This is a genomic window from Pseudomonas sp. MPFS, assembly GCF_022537035.1.
GTDB lineage: Bacteria > Pseudomonadota > Gammaproteobacteria > Pseudomonadales > Pseudomonadaceae > Aquipseudomonas > Aquipseudomonas sessilinigenes.
Map to the genome: position 1 here is coordinate 1,774,823 of NZ_CP066123.1, position 20,821 is coordinate 1,795,643.

At 63.1% G+C, this 20,821-nt stretch carries 15 protein-coding genes; all 15 read left to right on the top strand.

The window, feature by feature from the left end; genetic code table 11:
* The first annotated feature begins 7 nt into the window (after window positions 1-7).
* The 15 genes from flgG to I9018_RS08305 all read left to right on the top strand — a co-directional run bounded on the left by flgG (window position 8) and on the right by I9018_RS08305 (window position 20,817).
* Window positions 8-793 carry a flagellar basal-body rod protein FlgG gene (flgG, locus tag I9018_RS08235; protein ID WP_241109176.1) on the top strand — a complete coding sequence of 262 codons (786 nt, stop codon included), beginning with the start codon at window positions 8-10 and terminating at the stop codon, window positions 791-793.
* 56 nt (window positions 794-849) lie between these two features.
* On the top strand, window positions 850-1,545 hold the full coding sequence (flgH, locus tag I9018_RS08240; protein WP_241109177.1) for a flagellar basal body L-ring protein FlgH: 696 nt from the start codon (window positions 850-852) through the stop codon (window positions 1,543-1,545).
* Window positions 1,546-1,552: 7 nt separating this feature from the next.
* Window positions 1,553-2,662: a flagellar basal body P-ring protein FlgI gene (locus I9018_RS08245; RefSeq protein ID WP_068586169.1), complete on the top strand. Its 1,110-nt coding sequence runs from the start codon at window positions 1,553-1,555 to the stop codon at window positions 2,660-2,662.
* 10 nt (window positions 2,663-2,672) lie between these two features.
* Window positions 2,673-3,947, top strand: coding sequence for a flagellar assembly peptidoglycan hydrolase FlgJ (gene flgJ, locus I9018_RS08250; protein ID WP_241109178.1), 1,275 nt, complete (start codon window positions 2,673-2,675; stop codon window positions 3,945-3,947).
* Window positions 3,948-3,957: 10 nt separating this feature from the next.
* Window positions 3,958-6,015 (top strand): flagellar hook-associated protein FlgK, encoded by a 2,058-nt coding sequence (gene flgK, locus I9018_RS08255; RefSeq protein WP_241109179.1) that lies wholly within the window; start codon window positions 3,958-3,960, stop codon window positions 6,013-6,015.
* A 13-nt stretch (window positions 6,016-6,028) separates the two neighbouring features.
* Window positions 6,029-7,591, top strand: coding sequence for a flagellar hook-associated protein 3 (locus I9018_RS08260; protein ID WP_241109180.1), 1,563 nt, complete (start codon window positions 6,029-6,031; stop codon window positions 7,589-7,591).
* A gap of 121 nt (window positions 7,592-7,712) precedes the next feature.
* On the top strand, window positions 7,713-11,282 hold the full coding sequence (locus tag I9018_RS08265) for a glycosyltransferase (RefSeq protein ID WP_241109181.1): 3,570 nt from the start codon (window positions 7,713-7,715) through the stop codon (window positions 11,280-11,282).
* 249 nt (window positions 11,283-11,531) lie between these two features.
* Entirely contained in the window at window positions 11,532-12,305 is a 774-nt protein-coding gene (gene rfbF / locus I9018_RS08270) for a glucose-1-phosphate cytidylyltransferase (RefSeq protein ID WP_241109182.1), read from the top strand.
* On the top strand, window positions 12,287-13,369 hold the full coding sequence (gene rfbG, locus I9018_RS08275; protein ID WP_241109183.1) for a CDP-glucose 4,6-dehydratase: 1,083 nt from the start codon (window positions 12,287-12,289) through the stop codon (window positions 13,367-13,369). The genes rfbF and rfbG overlap by 19 nt, the downstream gene beginning before the upstream one ends.
* Window positions 13,366-13,926, top strand: coding sequence for a dTDP-4-dehydrorhamnose 3,5-epimerase (gene rfbC / locus I9018_RS08280; protein WP_124346099.1), 561 nt, complete (start codon window positions 13,366-13,368; stop codon window positions 13,924-13,926). The genes rfbG and rfbC overlap by 4 nt, the downstream gene beginning before the upstream one ends.
* The gene (locus I9018_RS08285; RefSeq protein WP_241109184.1) at window positions 13,923-15,149 is read left to right on the top strand and encodes a class I SAM-dependent methyltransferase; all 1,227 of its coding nucleotides are present in this window, start codon (window positions 13,923-13,925) and stop codon (window positions 15,147-15,149) included. Before rfbC ends, I9018_RS08285 begins: the two co-directional genes overlap by 4 nt.
* Entirely contained in the window at window positions 15,146-16,012 is an 867-nt protein-coding gene (locus I9018_RS08290; RefSeq protein WP_241109185.1) for an NAD(P)-dependent oxidoreductase, read from the top strand. The genes I9018_RS08285 and I9018_RS08290 overlap by 4 nt, the downstream gene beginning before the upstream one ends.
* Window positions 16,002-17,072, top strand: coding sequence for a class I SAM-dependent methyltransferase (locus I9018_RS08295; RefSeq protein ID WP_124346102.1), 1,071 nt, complete (start codon window positions 16,002-16,004; stop codon window positions 17,070-17,072). The genes I9018_RS08290 and I9018_RS08295 overlap by 11 nt, the downstream gene beginning before the upstream one ends.
* Before the next feature lie 19 nt (window positions 17,073-17,091).
* The gene (locus I9018_RS08300) at window positions 17,092-17,829 is read left to right on the top strand and encodes a cephalosporin hydroxylase family protein (protein WP_124346103.1); all 738 of its coding nucleotides are present in this window, start codon (window positions 17,092-17,094) and stop codon (window positions 17,827-17,829) included.
* 51 nt (window positions 17,830-17,880) lie between these two features.
* Window positions 17,881-20,817: a TIGR00180 family glycosyltransferase gene (locus I9018_RS08305; RefSeq protein WP_241109186.1), complete on the top strand. Its 2,937-nt coding sequence runs from the start codon at window positions 17,881-17,883 to the stop codon at window positions 20,815-20,817.
* Window positions 20,818-20,821: the final 4 nt, after the last annotated feature.

Below are 20,821 nucleotides of genomic sequence, written 5' to 3' on the forward strand. Positions count from 1 at the left end.
GAATCGAATGCTTCCGGCTCTATGGGTTGCCAAAACCGGCCTGTCCGCCCAGGACACCAACCTGAGTGTTATTTCCAACAACCTGGCGAACGTTTCGACCACGGGCTTCAAGCGTGATCGTGCCGAATTCCAGGACCTGCTGTACCAGATCAAGCGCCAGCCGGGTGCCCAGTCGACCCAGGACAGCGAATTGCCTTCCGGCCTGCAGGTCGGTACTGGTGTGCGCATCGTCGGCACCCAGAAGAGCTTCACCGCGGGCAGCCTGCAGACCACTCAGCAGCCGCTGGATATCGCGATCAACGGCCGTGGTTTCTTCCAGATCCTGCAGCCCGATGGCACCACGGCCTATACCCGTGACGGTACGTTCCACCTCAACTCCAATGGCCAGGTCGTGACCGCCAATGGTTTTGCCCTGGAGCCAGCGATCGTCGTGCCTAACGACGCGCAGACCTTCACCGTGGGCGAGGACGGCACGGTGTCCATCACTGTCGCTGGCAACCCGGCGTCCCAGGTGATCGGCAACCTGCAGACCGCCGACTTCATCAACCCGGCCGGTCTGCAGGCCCAGGGCGGCAACTTGTTCCTGGAAACCGCATCCAGTGGTGCGCCACAGGTCGGTACCCCGGGCCTGAACGGTTTCGGCATCACCCTGCAGAACACCCTGGAAGCCTCCAACGTCAGCACCGTGGAAGAGATGGTCAACATGATCACCACCCAGCGGGCCTACGAGATGAACTCCAAGGTGATCTCCACCGCCGACCAGATGCTGTCGTTCGTAACGCAGAAGCTGTAATCAAGTCTTGAGGCCGCCACGCCAGTGAGCTGCCAGCAACATCGTGAGGAAGGGTCATGAATCGGTTTATTTGTGTGTTAGCGCTGACTGGGGGAGCCGTGCTCGCGGGCTGTGTCGCCCCTCCGCCCAAACCCAATGACCCTTACTACGCGCCAGTGTTGCCGCGCACGCCGCTGCCTGCGGCCTCCAACAACGGCTCGATCTACCAGGCAGGCTTCGAACAGAACCTGTACACCGATCGCAAGGCATTCCGGGTCGGTGACATCATTACCATCACCCTGAACGAGCGCACCGCGGCCAGCAAAGGGGCGAACTCGGCGCTGAGCAAGACCAGCAGCAACAGCATCGGCCTGACGTCGTTGTTCGGCGCCACGCCCAACACCAACAACCCGTTCGGCGATGGTGACCTGAGCCTCAATGCTGGCTACAAGGGTGACCGTTCCTCCAAGGGCGATAGCAAGGCGGCGCAGAGCAACAGCCTGACCGGCTCGATCACGGTTACCGTGGCCGACGTGCTGCCCAACGGCATCATCGCCGTGCGTGGCGAGAAGTGGATGACCCTCAATACCGGTGATGAGCTGGTGCGTATCGCCGGCCTGGTCCGGGCGGACGATATCGCCACCGACAACACCGTGTCCTCGACCCGGGTGGCGGATGCACGCATCACCTATTCGGGCACCGGGTCGTTCGCCGACGCCAACCAGCCTGGCTGGTTCGACCGTTTCTTCCTCAGCCCGCTGTTCCCTTTCTAGGCGCACTATGTTGAATTTCAAGCACCTGATGGCGGCCGTCTTGTTGCTGTCCACCTCCCTTGGCGTCCAGGCCGAGCGGCTGAAGGACATCGCCAGTATTTCCGGCGTGCGTTCCAACCAGTTGATTGGCTACGGCCTGGTGGTGGGGCTCAATGGCACGGGTGACCAGACCACCCAGACGCCGTTCACCCTGCAGACCTTCAACAACATGCTGTCGCAGTTCGGGATCAAGGTGCCGCCAGGATCGGGCAACGTGCAGTTGAAGAACGTTGCCGCGGTATCGATCAGTGCCGACTTGCCGGCGTTCGCCAAGCCGGGGCAACAGGTGGACGTCACGGTTTCGTCCATCGGTAACTCCAAGAGCCTGCGCGGCGGGACCCTGCTGCTGACTCCGTTGAAGGGTATCGACGGCAACGTCTATGCCATTGCCCAGGGCAACCTGGTGGTGGGTGGTTTCGACGCCGAGGGGCGTGACGGTTCGAAGATCACCGTCAACGTGCCGTCGGCCGGTCGGATTCCTGGCGGTGCCTCGGTGGAGCGTGCCGTGCCCAGTGGTTTCAACCAGGGCAATAGCCTGACCCTGAACCTCAACCGTTCGGACTTCACTACGGCCAAGCGCATCGTCGACAAGATCAACGACATGCTCGGCCCGGGCGTGGCCCAGGCCATCGACGGCGGCTCGATCCGCGTTACTGCGCCCCTGGACCCAAGCCAGCGCGTGGACTACCTGTCGATCCTGGAGAACCTGGAGATCGATCCGGGCCAGGCGGTGGCCAAGGTCATCATCAATTCGCGTACCGGTACCATCGTCATCGGCCAGAACGTCAAGGTTTCGCCGGCTGCCGTGACCCATGGCAGCTTGACCGTGACCATTACCGAAGACCCGATCGTCAGCCAGCCCGGTCCTCTGTCCAATGGCCAGACGGCCGTGGTTCCTCGCTCGCGAGTCAATGCCCAGCAGGAGGCCAAGCCGATGTTCAAGTTTGGCCCGGGTACCACCCTGGACGAGATCGTGCGGGCGGTGAACCAGGTGGGGGCGGCGCCAGGCGACCTGATGGCGATCCTCGAAGCCCTGAAGCAGGCCGGCGCCCTGCAAGCCGACTTGATCGTGATTTGAGGTGTCAGCCATGGATATTCGTAAGAGCGGCCTGACTGCCACCGGTGACTCCGGGGCGTACTCCGACCTCAATCGCCTGCAGCAGCTGAAGGTCGGCGACAAGAACAGCGAAGCCAACGTGCGCAAGGTGGCACAAGAGTTCGAGTCGCTGTTTCTCAACGAAATGCTCAAGTCCATGCGCAAGGCCACCGACGTGCTGGCCCAGGATAATCCGCTCAATACGCCGACGGCCAAGCAATACCAGGAAATGTACGATCAGCAGTTGGCGGTGTCCCTGTCCCGCGAGGGTGGCGGTATCGGCCTGGCCAATGTGCTGGTGCGCCAGATGATGCAGAACAAGCCGGCGGCAGCTCCCACCGGGCTGACCTCGGCCCTGCCAGGCGCCACGCCGACGCCACCGGTTGCTACGCCGACGCCGATTGCCGCGGGCACCACTGCCCAGGATGGTCCGCTGAGCCGGGTCAACGGCCAGCGGCCGATGTGGGCCTTCCGCGTGCCGAATCCGGAGCGCACCAGTATTCCCCATAACGACATGGCCCTGCTCAACCAGCGGCGCCTGTCGCTGCCGAGCAAGCTCACCGATCGCCTGCTGACCGGGATCGTGCCGTCGACCGGTGCGGTGGAGGCGGGGGCACAAAATGCCGCGCCGACCCGGGTCACGCCTGCTGCCGATGCGGTGCTGCGCGGCGAGTGGCGAGTCAACCAGGGTTATGCCGCGGCCCAAGGCAAGATGCGCATCTATGGTCGGGCCATGGCCCAGCCACCGCTGGCCCCGGCCAAGCGTGCCTTCGGCTCTTCCGACGAGTTCGTCGCCACCATGCTGCCCATGGCGGAGCAGGCGGCCAAGCGAATTGGCATCGATCCGCGCTACCTGGTCGCCCAGGCAGCCCTGGAAACCGGCTGGGGCAAGTCGGTGATGCGCCAGCAGGATGGACGTAGCAGCCATAACCTGTTCGGCATCAAGGCCGGTAGCAGCTGGCAGGGCGGACAAGCCCGGGCGATCACCAGCGAGTTCCGCAACGGGCAGATGGTCAAGGAAACGGCGGCGTTCCGTTCCTACGATTCCTACCAGGACAGCTTCCACGATCTGGTGACCTTGTTGCAGAGCAATAATCGCTATCAAGAAGTGCTGAAGGTGGCCGATAAACCAGAACAGTTTGTTCGCGAGTTGCAAAAAGCCGGGTATGCAACCGACCCGGACTACGCAAGCAAGATTTCGCAGATAGCCAAGCAGATGAAGAGTTACCAGAACTACGCTGCGGCGGGCGTTTCCACGAATTTATAAGGTCTGAATCATGAGTTTGCTCAATATCGGGATGTCGGGGCTGGCTACCAGCCAATCGTCTTTGATGACCACGGGTAACAACATCGCCAACGCCGACACCGCAGGGTATTCGCGTCAGCAGACCGTGCAGGGCACCAAGGCCTCCAACCAGTTCGGCAACGTCTTCATCGGCACCGGCGCCACCCTGGCCGATGTGCGTCGGGTGTACAACAGCTACCTCGATGCCCAGCTGCGCAGCGCGACCTCGCGCAACAGCGACGTGGCCGCCTACCAGAATCAGATCACGCCGATCGACAAGCTGCTCTCCGAAGCCGATACCGGCATGACCAGCGCCTTGACCAAGTTCTTCGCGTCGGTGCAGAACCTCAACGCCAAGCCCACCGACGAGGCTTCCCGGCAGTTGCTGCTCAGCGATACCCAGGCCCTGAGCAATCGCTTCAACTCGGTGTCCAGCCAGCTCAATGCGCAGAACAACAGCATCAACGGCAACCTGTCGAACATGGCCAACCAGGTCAACAACCTGGCGGCGACCGTGGCCCAGCTCAACCAGAAGATTTCCGAGCTGTCGACCAGCGGTGGCGGCATGCCCAACGACCTGCTGGACCAGCGCAACGAGACCGTGCGCCAGTTGTCGCAGTTCATCAAGGTAGACGTATCCGAGCGCGGCTCCAGCCTCGACCTCTACCTGGGTACTGGCCAGCCACTGGTCCTGGGCAACTCCGCCAACTCCCTGGAAGTGGTGCCGGGCAAGAGCGACCCGACCCGTTCGACGCTGCAGATCAACCTTGGCAGCACTTCCGTCGACATCACCACGCCACCCAAGGGGCAGGATACCGGCGGCGAGATCGGTGGCCTGCTGCGCTATCGCAGCGAAGTGCTGGACCCGGCGCTGAACGAGCTGGGGCGCGTGGCGCTGGTCGTTGCCGATCAGATGAACAGCCAGATGGCCCAGGGCATCGACAAGAACGGCGAGTTCGGCGGCAACCTGTTCAATGACATCAACAGCCTCAAGCTGATTGGCCAGCGCAGCATAGCCAGCACCGGCAACAACTCGGCGTCCGGCAACTTCGATGTCATCATCAAGGACACTGGCAAGCTGACCACCAATGACTACACGGTGACCTTCACCAGCGCGACCGACTACAGCGTCAAGCGCTCCGATGGCACCGACCTGGGCAGTTTCAGCACCACCACCACCCCGGCGCCGGTCATCGACGGTTTCTCGTTGAATCTCAACGGTACGGCAGTCTCGGGTGACAGCTTCAAGATCACTCCAACCCGCAACGCTTCGGCCTCCATCCAGACCGAGATGACCGATGTCAAGCGCCTGGCCATTGCCGCGCCGCTCAAGGCCGAGATCGGGGCCGGGATCAAGAGTTCGTTGAGCATCGCCAGCCAGCCGTCGCTGGTCGTGCCGATCAACAACTATGATCCTGCTGCCAAGCTGGAAATGCAGACCGCGCTCAAGAACGCCGGTCCGATCAAGGTGGTGTTCAATGCACCGGCCAACGGCAGCCAGGGTTATGACTACTTTGATTCCAAGGGCAACAAGATCGGCAGCGGCACCATGGTGCCGGGGCAGACCAACACCCTGAACCTGAACATCAAGATGGTCGATGCCAGCGGGAACCCGGTGCTCGATGGCAGCGGGGTGCAGAAGACCTTCGCCGTGAAGATGGATGTGGCAGGAGCGCCGAACTCCGGCGACAACATGACGATCTCGCTCAACGGTGCCGGCTCTTCCGACAACCGCAACGGCCTGGCCCTGGCCGGCCTGCAGAGCAAGCAGACCGTCGATACCGGTTCGGCCAGCAAGGGCATGACCCTGGTGGACGCCTACGGCAAGCTGATCGAGAACGTCGGCTCCAAGGCCAGCCAGGCCCGGCTCGATAGCGCCGCCAACGGCAGCATCCTGGACAACGCCAAGGGCGCCCGCGACTCGCTGTCGGGGGTCAACCTGGATGACGAGACCGGCAACCTGGTCAAGTATCAGCAGTACTACACCGCGTCCTCGCAGATCATCAAGGCTGCACAAACCATCTTCAGTACGCTGATCAGCAGCCTTTAAGGAGTCGTAGACCATGCGCATTTCCACTTCCCAGTTCTACGAGTCTTCGGCTGCCAATTACCAGAGGAACTTCGCCAACGCGATCAAGAGTAGCGAGGAGGCCAGCAGCCTGGTGCGGGTCAAGACCGCGGCCGACGATCCAGTGGGTGCCTCGCGCCTGCTGCAACTTGGCCAGCAGGCTTCGTTGCTCGACCAGTACAAGACCAACAGCAACTCGATCAAGGCTTCCCTGGGGCAGGCCGAGTCGGTGATGACCAGCATCAACAACGTCCTGGCCCGGGCTCGGGAACTGGCCGCTGGTGCCACCAACTCCGGCTACACCGATGCCGACCGCCAGGCCAATGCGTCGGAGCTGGGGCAGATCGAAGGGCAGTTGCTCAGCCTGATGAATACCCAGGACGAAAACGGCAAGTACATCTTCGGTGGTTCCAAGGATGACGTGCCGCCATACAGCCGCAACTCCGACGGTACCTACACCTACAACGGCGACCAGAGCAGCCTGAAGCTGCCGGTTGGCGACACCATGCTGATGGCCGCCAACAGCACCGGCTGGGATGTGTTCCAGCAGGCGGCGAATACCAGCCGCACCCAGGTCACTACCCAGAGTGCGCCGTCACCGGACAATGGCACGGTGTTCCTGTCCAATGGCCAGATGTCCAACGCCGGCAAGTACAACAGCGACTTCCGCAAGGGCGAGCCCTATTCGATTTCGTTCGTCAGCGCCACCCAGCTGAAGATCACCGATATCAATGGCAACGATGTGACGTCCGAGGCCAGCCAGAATGGTGTGATCGGTAATACGACGAACCAGACCGTGAGCTTCCGTGGGGTGGACCTGAGCCTGAACGTCAACCTCAAGTCCGGCGACAACGCCGGCGCGTTGCTGCCGCAATACTCTTTCCAGTTGGGTTCCAAGCCAGACAGCTTCAACGTTGCACGTGGCCCGGGTAACCCGAGCACTGCCCAGGTGACCGGCACCAGTGTGACCGACCAGGCGGCCTACAACTCCACGTTCCCTAGTGGTTCGGCAGTCCTGAAGTTCACCAGTGCTACCCAGTTCGATCTGTATGCGGCCCCGCTGACCGCCGATAGCAAGCCCGTTTCTTCCGGAACCCTGGCGGGTAACCAGGCCACCGCTGCTGGAGTGACCTTCACCCTCAATGGCACGCCAACCGCCAACGACCAGTTCAGCGTCTCGGTCAATACCCACGAAAGCCAGAACATCCTGGACACCGTGAGCCAGCTCAAGAGTGCACTGAGCACTCCTACCGCTGGCAATGCCGTGGCCACCCAGAAGCAACTGGCCGATCTCGCCTCCGGCATGGCCAACCTGGCCAGTGGCACCGACCAGTTGTCGATCGCTATCAGCTCCGTCGGTGGTCGCGGTTCGGCCCTGGCGAATCAGGTCGAGATCAATGAAAGCCTGGCGGCGGCCAATGTCACGACCCGCTCGGCCATCAGCGATTCCGATCCGGCCGAAGTCATGACACGCCTGACCCTGCAGCAGACCATGCTGCAAGCCTCGCAACTGGCTTTCAGCAAGATCAGCCAGCTCGGGTTGTTCAACAAGATCTGAGCCAGGCCCGTGGCGCTCGGTTCCGAGCGCCACGGCCGTCGAGCCGCCAACCGTCTTTATGTAAGCGGTTTTGCAGCCCCGGTCGTGTCGATCGGGGCTCGCCGCTCGAGAGTTCCCTGCCGTGAACCAAGCCCCTCTAGTCAGCATCGTCATCCCCGCCTTCAATCCCCGCTTCTTTGCCCAGGCCCTGGACAGCGCCTTGGCCCAGACCTATCAGCCACTGGAAATTGTGGTCTGCGACGACAGTGCCGGTGACGAGATCCAGCGCATTGTCGAAGGTGTTTGCGAGCCCGCACATCCGGTGCGCTACCTGCGCAATCCGCAGCGCCTGGGTTTGCAGAAGAATATCCTGCGCGGTGTCCAGGAAGCCGACGGCGAGCTGATCAAGGTCCTGTGTGATGACGACCGACTGTTCGCGCCCAGCGTTGCCCTGCAGGCGCCGATCCTCGCCGAATATCCTGAGGTCAGCCTGGTGTGCGGGCTGCGCGTGTTCAGCGATGCCGGTAACTCCATCCTGCCTTCGCGGCTGGACAACAGTTGCTTCTCCCTCTGCGATTCAGTGTTCAAGGGGGACGACATGCTGGGGATCCTCGAGGGCTGGCAAAGCAACTACCTGGGTAACTTCAGCTCGACGCTGATGCGCCGCGCCGATGTGCTGGAATTGCTGCCAGCGCTGATCCAGGAGGGCGCAGGGTTCGTGGCCTTGCTGGATACGGCGTTGTTCATCTGCCTGCTCAGGCGCGGCAACCTTGCGACGCTCAATACGGTGCTCAGTTGTGAGCGGCTCTATCCCGGGCGCTTCAGCGCGACTCCAGAGGTGCTCAAGCTGGCCGGTTCCGAGTGGGATTGGTTGAAGCAGATGCTGGCCGCGCGAGCTGGTGAGTCGGCTCCGGCCGCTGGTTGGGTGCGCTATGTGGATCTGGTCCGGGCGGGTGAAGAGCCGCGCCGGTGGCAGGAACTGTGCGTGACCCGGGTCCTGGGCAATCGCAATACCGTGGTCAATGGCCGGGTGGGTGGGGCAAGCCAGAGCTATGAGGAGTTCTATCGCGAGTGGCTGGGCAGCCGCTGCCTGTCGCCGTCCGAGCAGCGCCATCTGCCCCAGCGTCTCGATAGCTGGTCGCGCCAGGCGCGTATCGTGCCGGTGGTCATCGATGTCGACGGATCCGCTGTGGCGCTTGAGCGCACCTTGAGTAGCCTGGATGCCCAGCTGTATGCGCCCCAGGCGGTGCTGGTGCTGTCCGATGCCGACTGCTCGACGCGCGAGCGGGTCGTGCAGCAGCCGCTGCGCGGCGATGGGTTGCAGCAACTCAATGAGTTGCTGCCGCAACTGGAAGGCTGTGACTGGTTCTACCTGTTGCAGGCTGGCGATCGCCTGTCTGCCTCGGCGCTGCTGGTGCTGGCCGAGCGTATCGCCAGCATCCCGACCATGCTCGGTGCCTACAGCGATGAAGGCGCCCTGGTGGAGAGTGAGTCTGTCGAGCCGGTGTTCAAGCCGGATTTCAACCTTGACCTCATGCGCTCCTATCCCTATGTCGGGCGGACCCTGGCCTTTTCCCGCGAGCGTGTTCTGGCCGAGGGCGGTTTCGATCCGGCCCGGGGCGAGCTGGCCCCCCATGACCTGCTCTGGCGGCTGGTGGAGGCTGCCGGTCCGCAGGCGATCGAGCACATTGCCGAGATCCAGGTGGAATCGGAGTTTTCCTTTGCCCAATGGTTGTCGCGGCCGCAGGTGATCGAAGCCAGTGAGGGGTTGGTGAGCGCCCACCTGCAGCGGATCGGTGTGGAGCATCGGATTTGCCACGATGACCTGCCGCTGATCAATCGCATCGACTACCTGCACGGCAAGCGGCCTCTGGTGTCGATCATCATCACCTGCGGCGACTCCCTGGCCGCACTGCAGCGCTGTGTCGAAAGCCTGATCGAGCAGACGGCCTACAACCACTACGAGATCCTGCTGGTGGATGCCGGCAGTCGCGACCCGTCCATGGCCGACTGGCTGGCGGCCATGGCCCAGCTGGGGGCGTCGCTGTTGCGGGTGCTGGCTTGTGATGGCGGGGGCAATCAGGCGGCGTTGGTCAATGAAGTCGCGGCCCAGGCGCGTGGCGAGTACCTGCTATTGCTCAGCCATGATGCGCAGATCTGTACCCGCGACTGGCTCGATGAACTGCTCAATCAGGCCCAGCGCCCAGAGGTAGGGATCGTGGGCGCGCGGATCCTGGCGGCCGATGGCTCCATCCTGCATGCCGGCCAGGTGCTTGGCCTGGCAGGCCCGGTGGGCTCGCCCTTCGTCGGCGAGGCCCTCGGTGCCCGTGGCTATATGCAGCGCTTGCAGGTGGTGCAGAACTGGAGTGCGGTGAGCGCCGATTGCCTGATGGTGCGCAAGGAGGTGTTCGATAGCCTCGGCGGCCTGGCGCAGGAGGACTTCAATACTGGCCTGGGGGTTGCGGATCTTTGCCTGCGAGTGGATCGCGACGGCTACCTGGTGGTCTGGACACCCCATGCCACCCTGATGCAGGGAGCCGCTTCCCGGGTCGATGGTGCAGTGACGCAGGAAGTGCTGGTATCCGACCAGGAGGCGTTCTATCGCCGCTGGCTGGCGAGGATCGCTCGTGATCCTGCCTACAACCCGGCCCTGAGCCTGGGCTTTTCCAGCTTCAGCCTGGAGCCGACCCTGCGCAATAACTGGAATCCCTTCTACAGTCGCTCGCTGCCCTTGATCCTGGGGCTGCCGGTCAACGGCACCGCGACCGGGCATTACCGGGTCACTGGGCCGCTGAGCGCGCTGGAGGAGTCCGGACGAGTGATCTCCAGGGTGTCCTACGAGTCGCCTTCGATGGTCGAGATCGAGCGGCTTTCCCCGGATACCATCGTGCTCCAGGGGCGCTACAGCGAAGGCTCGGCCGGCGATATCCTGCGGATGAAGAAGTATTCCAGTGCGCTGCGGATCTTCGAGCTCGACGACTACGTGGTCAGCGCGCCGAAGAAGAACAGCCATACCCGGAACAAGCCGGCCAATACCGAGCAGATGCTGCGTGAAGGCATTGCCATGTGCGATCGCGTGGTCGTGACCACCCAGCCCCTGGCCGATGCGCTGTCGAGCATGCACAGCGATATCCGGGTCGTGCCCAACATGCTCGCGCCAGATCCCTGGGCGACCTTGACCTCGCGCCGAGGCACTTCCAGCAAACCTCGAGTGGGCTGGGGTGGCGGCACCAGCCACACCGGTGACCTGGAGATCATTGCCGATGTGGTGCGCGAATTGGCCAATGAGGTGGAGTGGGTGTTCTTCGGCATGTGCCCCGACGAACTACGGCCCTATCTGCATGAGTTCCATCCGGCGATCAGCTTGCAGAGCTACCCCTTCAAGTTGGCCAGCTTGAACCTGGACCTGGCCCTGGCACCGCTGGAGTTCCATATCTTCAATGACTGCAAGAGCAATCTGCGGTTGTTGGAGTACGGCGCCTGCGGCTACCCGGTAATTTGCACCGATACCGAGGCCTATCGCGGCTTCCTGCCGTGCACCAAGGTGCTGAGCAACAGCACCGAGGAGTGGTTGCAGGCCATTCGCATGCACCTGGCCGACCCGGCGGCCAGCTATCGCATGGGCGATGAGCTGCGCGCGGCAGTGCATCGCGATTTCATGCTGCGCAGCGACAACCTGCAGCACTGGTTGTGGGGGTGGCTGCCGGATTGATGGGGCCGGCCCGCGCATCCTCAGTGCGGGCCGCCGTTTCCGGCGCGGGGGCTCGCTCCTCGGCTCAGGAGTGTGTGCCTGGGTGGTTTTCGAAGGCAGGCCGCACACTTGGCGCAGTTCCTGCAAGTCTTGCTCATATCGCCATAAAACCTTCACCGCGCTGCGGTGCCGGCTGCATGGGATCTGCGTCTGGTGCTCTGCCAGGCCTCAAGAGGGCTGATTCAGCCCGCGAAGAGCAAGAGGACAGCGATGAAGGCAGTAATTCTGGCAGGTGGCCTGGGTACGCGTATCAGCGAGGAGTCCCATCTCAAGCCCAAGCCCATGATCGAGATCGGCGGCAAGCCAATTCTTTGGCACATCATGAAGTTGTATTCCGCCCATGGGATCCATGACTTCGTGATTTGCCTGGGCTACAAGGGCTACGCGATCAAGGACTTCTTCGCCAACTACTTCCTGCACACCTCGGACGTGACCTTCGACATGCGCAACAACCGCATGGATGTGCACCAGAACTACAGCGAGCCCTGGAGCGTGACCCTGATCGACACGGGCGAGGAGACCATGACCGGTGGTCGCCTGCGTCGGGCCGGGCGTTACCTGCAGGACGAAGAAGCGTTCTGTTTCACCTATGGCGATGGCGTGTCCGACCTGGATATCGGCGCCCTGGTGGCGTTCCACAAGGCCCACGGCAAGCTGGCCACGGTGACGGCGGTACAGCCGCCCGGCCGTTATGGCGCTCTGGAACGCGATGGCGACCAGGTCCTGGGCTTCACCGAGAAACCTCGGGGCGATGGTGGCTGGATCAATGGCGGGTTCTTTGTCCTGTCGCCCAAGGTGATGCCTTACATACAGGGCGATAGCACCACCTGGGAAGCGGAGCCACTGATGCAATTGGCCCGGGACGAGCAACTGCGAGCCTTCGAGCACGGCGGCTTCTGGCAGCCGATGGATACCCTGCGCGACAAGAATCACCTGGAACAACTCTGGCAAAGCGGGGAGGCCCCGTGGAAGCAGTGGGACTGAGCGCGCAATTCTGGCGGGGCAAGCGTGTCCTGCTGACCGGCCACACCGGCTTCAAGGGCAGTTGGCTGAGCCTGTGGCTGGAGAGCCTGGGCGCCCAGGTCAGCGGTTTCGCCCTGGACCCTGGAACCGAGCCGAGCCTGTTCGAGCTGGCCCGGGTGGCCGAAGGCATCGACGACCATCGCGGCGATCTGCGCGACCTGGGCAGCCTGCTGGAGCTGATTGCCCGCACGGAGCCGGAGATCGTCCTGCACCTGGCGGCCCAGCCGCTGGTCCGCGAGGCCTACCGCGACCCGCTGGGTACTTACTCGAGCAACGTCATGGGCACCCTGAACCTGTTGGAGGCGATCCGCCAGGTCGGCGGAGTACGAGCCTGCGTGCTGGTCACTACCGACAAGGTCTATGCCAACCAGGAGTGGCTGTGGCCCTACCGGGAGAACGAGCCCTTGGGCGGGCATGATCCCTATAGCAGCAGCAAGGCCTGCTGCGAATTGCTGGCGCAGTCCTATGCGTCGTCGTTTTTTCCTGCCCAGCGTCATGACGAGCACGGCCTGGCCCTGGCCACGGCACGTGCCGGCAATGTCCTGGGTGGCGGCGACTTCGCGCCGGAGCGCTTGATACCCGATGTGCTCAAGGCCTGGTCCGCCGGTGAACCGGTGACCTTGCGCTATCCCCAGGCCGTGCGCCCCTGGCAGCACGCCCTGGAGCCCCTGGCCGGCTACCTGCAACTGGCCGCCGGGTTGTACCAGCAAGGCCCGGAGTTCGCCGGGGCCTGGAATTTCGGCCCTAGCGAGCAGGACATGTGCAGCGTCGGCGATGTCGTGGAGTTGCTGGCCCGGCATTGGCCTGCAGCGCCGGGCTTGCGAATCGAACCGAGTGAACTGCATGAAGCCGGGCTGTTGCGCCTGGACAGTAGTCGCGCCCGCCAACTGCTGGGCTGGAAGCCGCGCTGGAGCCTGGAGCAATGCCTGACGCAGACCCTGGACTGGCACCTGGCCTGGAAGGGCGGTGCGGACATGCGCGCCGTGACCTTGGGCCAGTTGAACCTGTATCGGGGCGCGCTGTGAGCGAGTTCCAGGTGATGCCCCTGGCCCTGGCGGGGCTGTCGGAGGTGCGCCACAAGCGCTTCGAAGATCAGCGCGGGCATTTCTCGCGACTGTTCTGCGAGGGCAGCCTGGGCGCCTTCGGCCAGCCGTTTCACATTCGCCAGATCAACCATTCCTGTACTCGCGAACGTGGCAGCGTGCGCGGCCTGCATTACCAGACTGCGGCGCGTCCCGAGGCCAAGCTCATTACCTGCCTGCGTGGCGAAGTCTGGGACGTGGCAGTGGACTTGCGCGCCGATTCGCCGACCTTCCTGCACTGGCATGCCGAGCACTTGCGTGCTGGCGATGGCCGCAGCTTGCTGCTGCCAGCGGGTTTTGCCCATGGCTTCCAGGCCCTGAGCGACGATGCCGAATTGTTGTACCTGCACAGCGCCGACTATGCCCCGGAGCACGAGGCCGGGCTGTCGGTGCTGGACCCGAGGCTGGCGATCGATTGGCCATTGCCTGTCAATAATCTGTCGAGCCGCGATGCCAGCCATCCCTTGCTCGATGCCGCCTTCGCTGGAGTGAAACTATGAATTGCCGTGGTTGCGGCGCATGCCTGAGCCTGCCCCTGATCGACCTGGGCACCTCGCCACCTTCCAATGCTTACTTGCGCGCTGAACAACTGGACCAGGCCGAGCAGTGGGTGCCGCTCAAGGTCCAGGTCTGCCAGCAATGCTGGCTGGTGCAGACCGAGGACTACACCCGCGCCGACCACCTGTTCGATGCCGACTACGCCTACTTCAGCTCGTTTTCCAGCACCTGGCTCAAGCACGCCCAGGACTATGTGGCGCAAATGGTCGAGCGTTTCGGGCTCGATTCGCAGAGCCGGGTGGTGGAGATCGCGGCGAACGATGGCTACCTGCTGCAGTATGTGGCCGAGCGCGGTATTCCCTGCCTGGGCGTCGAGCCGACCCACAGCACTGCCCAGGCAGCGCGGGACAAGGGGCTGTTGATTCGTGAAGCGTTCTTCGGCCTGGAAACCGCCCGCGAACTGGTGGCGCAGGGCTGGGCTGCGGACCTGATGGCAGCCAATAACGTGCTGGCCCACGTGCCGGACATCAACGATTTCCTGGGTGGTTTTGCCACCCTGCTCAAGCCGGCGGGGGTGGCGACCTTCGAGTTCCCGCAATTGCTGAGCCTGATGGCCGGGCAACAGTTCGACACCCTGTATCACGAGCACTATTCGTATCTTTCCCTGACAGCGGTCATGGGGCTCTGTCAGCGCAATGGCCTTGAGGTCTTCGATGTCCAGGCCCTCAAGACCCATGGCGGCTCGCTGCGGGTCTTCGTCCAGCGCCAGGGCGTGGCGTCGCGCCCGGTGCAGGACAGCGTCGCCCGGCAATTGCGCTTGGAGCATGAGGCGGGGGTGACGACCACCGAGTACTACCAGACCCTGGCGCCGGCGGCGCAGGGCATCAAGCACGAGTTGCTCAGGTTCCTGCTCCAGGCCAAGGCCGAGGGCAAGCGCGTGGTGGGCTATGGGGCGGCGGCCAAGGGCAATACCCTGCTCAACTATGCCGGGATCAAGGCCGACCTGCTGGCCTGGGTCGCTGATGCCAGCCCGCACAAGCAAGGCAAGTTCCTGCCGGGTAGCCGGATTCCCATCGTGGCGCCCGAGCGTATCGATATTGAACGGCCCGATTATGTGTTGGTGCTGCCGTGGAACCTGCTGGCGGAGGTCAGTGAGCAACTGGCCCAGGTTCGCCAGTGGGGCGCTCGGTTCGTGATCGCCGTGCCGGAGCTGAAAGTACTATGAGTGGCCTTAAGGTGCTGGTCACCGGGGCCACCGGCTTTGTTGGCCGGCACCTGGTCGCGGCCTTGCTGGCCCGCGGTTGCCAGGTGCGGGCGGTGGCCCGGGATGTGGAGAAGGCCCGCCGGATGCCCTGGTTCGAGGCCGTGGAGTTTCGTGCCCAGGATGTGCATGCCGCGGATATCGACATGGCGGCGCTGGTGGATGGCGTCGATGCCTTGGCGCACCTGGCCTGGCCTGGCCTGCCGAACTACCAGGCGCTGTTTCACCTGGAGCACAACCTGATGGCCGACTACCGCTTCATCAAGGCGGTGGTCGAGTCTGGCGTCTCCCAGGTGCTGGTCACTGGTACCTGTTTCGAGTACGGCATGCAGAGCGGGCCTCTGGACGAGCAGGCCGAGGCTCGGCCAGGCAATCCCTATGGCTTGGCCAAGCACAGCCTGCACTTGTTCCTCCAGGCCCTGCAGCAGCACGTGCCTTTCAGCTTGCAATGGGCCCGGCTGTTCTACCTCCATGGGCCGGGACAGAATCCGAAGAGCCTGCTGGCGGCCCTGGATCGGGCCATCGATGCCGGTGACGAGTCTTTCGACATGTCCGGTGGCGAGCAGCTACGGGATTACCAGGCCATCGAGGACGCTGCCGAGCAGTTGGCCGCGCTGTTGCAGGTCCGGACGTTCTCCGGGGCCGTCAACTGTTCCAGCGGCCAGCCGGTATCGGTGCGTTCGCTGGTGGAGCGGCAGATCGCCCAGCGTGGCTCGTCGATCCGCCTGAATCTTGGGCACTACCCCTATCCGGACTACGAACCCATGGCGTTCTGGGGCTTGAACCAGCGCCTGCGACAATTGACGGGAGCTGCACATGACGCATGAGTTGTATCGGGTCGCCGACCTGCCGGTGTTGCAGAACCGCACCTTCGCCGATGCTCGCAGCGCCCAGGCTTCGGCCAGCGCGGACATGGTCCTGGTGCAGGACCTGCAAAGCGGGTTGGTCTATAACCAGGCCTTCGATGCCGACAAGCTCAGCTACGACAGCGACTACCAGAACGAACAGGCCCATTCGGCGCAGTTCCAGCGGCACCTGATGGATGTCGAGGGCATTGTCGCCCGGCACTTCAAGGGACAAAGGCTGATCGAGGTCGGTTGCGGCAAGGGGTATTTCCTCGAGCTGTTGCGCAGCCTGGATTACTCCATCACCGGTATCGACCCGGCCTATGAGGGCGATAATCCAGAAGTGATCAAGGCCCCGTTCACCCGTGACCTGGGGTTGTCCGCCGAGGCCATCGTGTTGCGCCATGTGCTGGAGCACATTGCCGACCCGCTGGCGTTCCTCAAGGAAATCGCCAGGGCCAACCAGGGTGGGCAGATCTATATCGAGGTGCCTTGCTTCGACTGGATCCTGGAGCATCGTGCCTGGTTCGATGTGTTCTACGAGCACGTGAACTATTTCCGCCTCGACGACTTGCGGCGGATGTTCGGCACGGTGCATGAGGCCGGGCACCTGTTCGGTGGCCAGTACCTGTATGTGGTCGCGGACCTCGGTAGCCTCAAGGACCAGTTGCAGGCGCCTGCCCAGCCTTTGCAGATGCCGGTGGACTTCACCGCCAGCATCGAGCAGGCCAAGCGCATCATCGGTTCGGCTCCGCAGGCGGGTGCCGGTATCTGGGGGGCATCTTCCAAGGGCGTGATCTATTCGCTGTTCCTGCAACGCGCCGGAGTGGCGGTGGACCAGGTGGTGGACATCAACCCTGCCAAGCAAGGGCGCTACCTGCCGCTGAGCGGCATGCGCGTGTCATCGCCGCAAGAGGCCATGCAGGTGCTGCCGGAAGGGGCCAACCTGTTCGTGATGAATTCCAATTACCTAGAAGAGATCAAGCGCATGACCGATGGCCGTTATGTCTATCACGCCGTCGACAGCGCTTCATTCCGATAATTTTCAGTGAGACCCGAACATGAGCGAGAACAACGTCATTCAAGCCTTCGAACAAGAGTGCCAGGCGCAGATCAGCGCCCAGGGCCAGGATGAAAAGCTCAAGGGCCTGGCCCGGGACTTTTTCAATGAGTCCGCGACCCACAAGTACAGCTATCACTTCTCCTGGATGGGGCGGCCGATCATCCAGTTGCCCCAGGACATGATGGCGATGCAAGAGATCATCTGGCAGGTCAAGCCGGACCTGATAATCGAGTGCGGCATCGCCCATGGCGGGTCGATCATCTACTACGCCTCGCTGCTGGAGTTGCAGGGCCATGGCGAAGTGCTGGGGATCGATCTGGACATTCGTCCCCACAACCGCGAGGCCATCGAGCAGCATCCGATGAGCAAGCGTATTCGCATGATCGAGGGTTCGAGCATCGATCCGGCCATCGCCGAGCAGGTACGGGCCGCTGCCGCCGGCAAGAAAGTGATCCTGGTCCTGGACTCCAACCACACCCACGAGCATGTGCTCGAAGAGCTGCGCCTGTATGCGCCGCTGGTGTCGGTGGATAGCTATTGCGTGGTCATGGACACGGTTGTCGAGGACATGCCGGCAGACTTCTTCCCGGATCGTCCCTGGGGGCCGGGAGACAACCCGAAGACCGCAGTGTGGGCCTATCTGGAGGAGAACCGTGATTTCGAGATCGACTATCAGATGCAGAACAAGTTGCTGATCACCGTGGCACCGGACGGCTATCTGCGTCGGGTTCGTTGAATATCAATAGCGGCAGGAACCAGGCGCTTGGCCGTTGGTGGGGAAAGGCATATGTGGGTTGAAGACAAGACAATGAAGACTGATACAGCGCCGTTGAGCGAACGAATCACACTGGTGGTGATGACTCACAAGCGCAAGGCGTTCCTGCAACGTACCTTGCAGTACTACAGCACTTATCCGTGTTCGATCCTGGTGCTGGACTCCTCGCCGCAAGCCGACGAGTCCATCGCCCAGCGCTATCCCCAGGTCGATTACCGGCACCTGCCGCAGTTCACCTACAAGGGGCTGCAGGACAAGCTGACCTATGGCGTGAACCTGGTGACCACGCCCTACATGGTGTTTGCCGCCGATGATGATTTCCTGATCCACGATGCCTTGACCGCATCGGTGGAGTTCCTTGAAGCCCATCCCGACTACGGGGTGTGCCATGGCTACGGGATGATGTACCTGGCCAGGGCTTCGGAAACCGCCTATTACCGTCGCGATCGCCGGGGAATCGAGGACTATGCCAGCGAAGATCCGGAACAGCGGGTCAAGGATTTCCTTGGGCATTTCTTGCCGCCATTCTATGCCGTGACCCGCACCGACCTGTTGCAGCAGTGGTACAACCAGTTGCCTGCGGGGACGAATTTCGAATGGCAGGAGATCGGCCACAGCTTCTACCTGCTGGCCTGCGCCAAGGCCCGGGTGCTGCCAATTCCCTTTGCCGTGCGTGAAGCCAACTATGGGGCTTCGGAACACAACACCAACGTGCTGACGGTGTTGATGTACAACGATGCGCAGTCGGTGGCGCAGCGGGAGGCATTCGCGGAGTTCCTGGCCTCGTTGCCCAGTGGTTTCAGCGGCCGGGACCCGCAGCAGGTCAAGCAGATTGCCCTGGACAGCTTCGCGGTCATGGCCGAATGCTTGACCAGCGGACGTTCGCTCAAGGGGACGATGATCTTCCGTTCGGCCTGGGTCGAGGTGGGAGATGAGCCGGTACGCTCCTTCGGTCCGGAGCAGTTTGTCGAGATGCCGTTCTACAACAAGCCGATGTTCGATCTGCTGACCCAGTTCGAATTCCTCATGCACGCGATGCCTGCCGGCCGGGTCCAGCTCAAGGAACTCGAAGGCGTATTGCTGCGCCAGGAAGAGCTGATGCGCGTGCAGCCCAACGATACGCCGCGCAGCCTGCGCAGCCGGTTGTGGGAGGCCCTGGGGCTGAACCTGTTCAACCGCCAGGTGGTCAAGCGCCTGGTCGAGGCCATGCAGGACAGCGACGAGCCACAAGAGCTGCGCAAGCTGCAAGCCTGGGCCGAGCGCCTGGAGTCGGTGCCGGGGCCGCAGGGGCGCGAGCTGCTCGACGCTACCGGGTCGGGCCGTCTGCTCAATTGGCTCGAGGCGCGAGCTCCACAGCCTGCACAGCTGAGCGCGATCGCCGCGCACCAGGCCCGCCAGGGTGGCGTGCCGCAGGTGCAGATCCTGCTGCTCGATCTCGATGCCAGCATGGTCAAGTTGCAGGCCACCCTCGATAGCCTGGTCGCCAGCCACTACAAGGCGTTCAAGCTGGTGGTCTTCACCACGGGCGACCTGCCAGCCACGACCACGGCCCGGGACACCCTGCATTTCGTCAAGGTGACGCACAGCAACTACGTCGAGCGGATCAACCAGGCGGTGGCCCAGTCCGCTGCCGAGTGGGTGCTGATGGCGGCGGCCGGCGATCAATTCACCGCCAGTGGCCTGTTGCGGGCCAGCCTCGAGTTGGCGGGCGTCGAAGGCATTCGTGCCGTGGCCATGGACGAGGTCCAGCGCCGCAGCGATGCGACCCTGAGCATGGTGTGGCGCCCAGGGATCAACCTGGACCAGTTGCAGGGCGCGCCGTCGTTGATGGCGCGGCATTGGCTGTTGCAACGCCAGGCCCTGTTGGCGATTGGCGGGTTCTCCACTGAGCTCAAGCAGGCGCTGGAGCTGGATGTGTTGTTGCGCCTGATCCAGGACGGTGGCTTGGGCGGCCTTGCGCACCTGGCCGAGCCGTTGCTGATTTGCCAGGCCCCGGGCGATGAAGCCCATGCCGAGGAGCGGCAGGTACTGACTCGCAATCTGGCCGCACGGGGCTATCGGGCCCAGATCGGCTCGGCGCAGCCAGGTACCTACCAGATCGACTACCAGCATGCAGAGCGGCCGTTGGTATCGATCATCCTGGCCAGCCAGGATAACTTCGCCCAGTTGCAGCGCTGCCTGGTGAGCGTGCTGCAACGTACCCGCTACCAGCGCTACGAAGTGTTGATCGCGGAGAATCATAGCCAGAATGCCGAGCTCGACAGCTGGCTGGCCAGCCTTGAGGGCCGTGGCGAGCGCATCCGCGTGCTGCGCAGTGAGCGACGCCTGAGCCACTCGGCGCTGTACAACGCCGCTTGCCGCGAGGCCAAGGGCGAGTACCTGGTGCTGTTGTCCTCGGATGCCGAGGTGGTCAACGCCAACTGGATGGAGAGCCTGCTCAACCAGGCCCAGCGTCCTGAGGTCGGGGTGGTCGGTGCCCGCTTGGTCGATGAGCAGGGCCTGACCACCCAGGCTGGCCTGATCCTGGGGGCCAATGGCCAACTGGGCGCGGCCTTTGCCGGCGAGGCCAAGGATGCACCGGGCTACATGAACAGCTTGTGGGTGGAGAAGAACTACTCGGCGGTGTCCGGCGTTTGCCTGATGCTGGCCAAGGACCTCTACGAGGCTGTCGGTGGACTGGACGAAGAACACTTCGACCAGGCTTTCGCCGATGTCGACCTGTGCCTGAAGACTGCCGATGCCGGTTATCTCACCGTGTTGACGCCGCAGGCGCAGATCCTGCACCCGGGCACCCTGGCCGAGGACTCGCAGGCTGCCGCGGCCCTGAAGGACAAGTGGGCGGCGCGCTTTGCCCAGGATGTCAATTACAACGAAAACCTGGAGCTGGCTGGCAAGGGGTTTGAATTGAGTACTGCCAGGACGGTGAATTGGATGCAACTGCTCGGATAGGAGC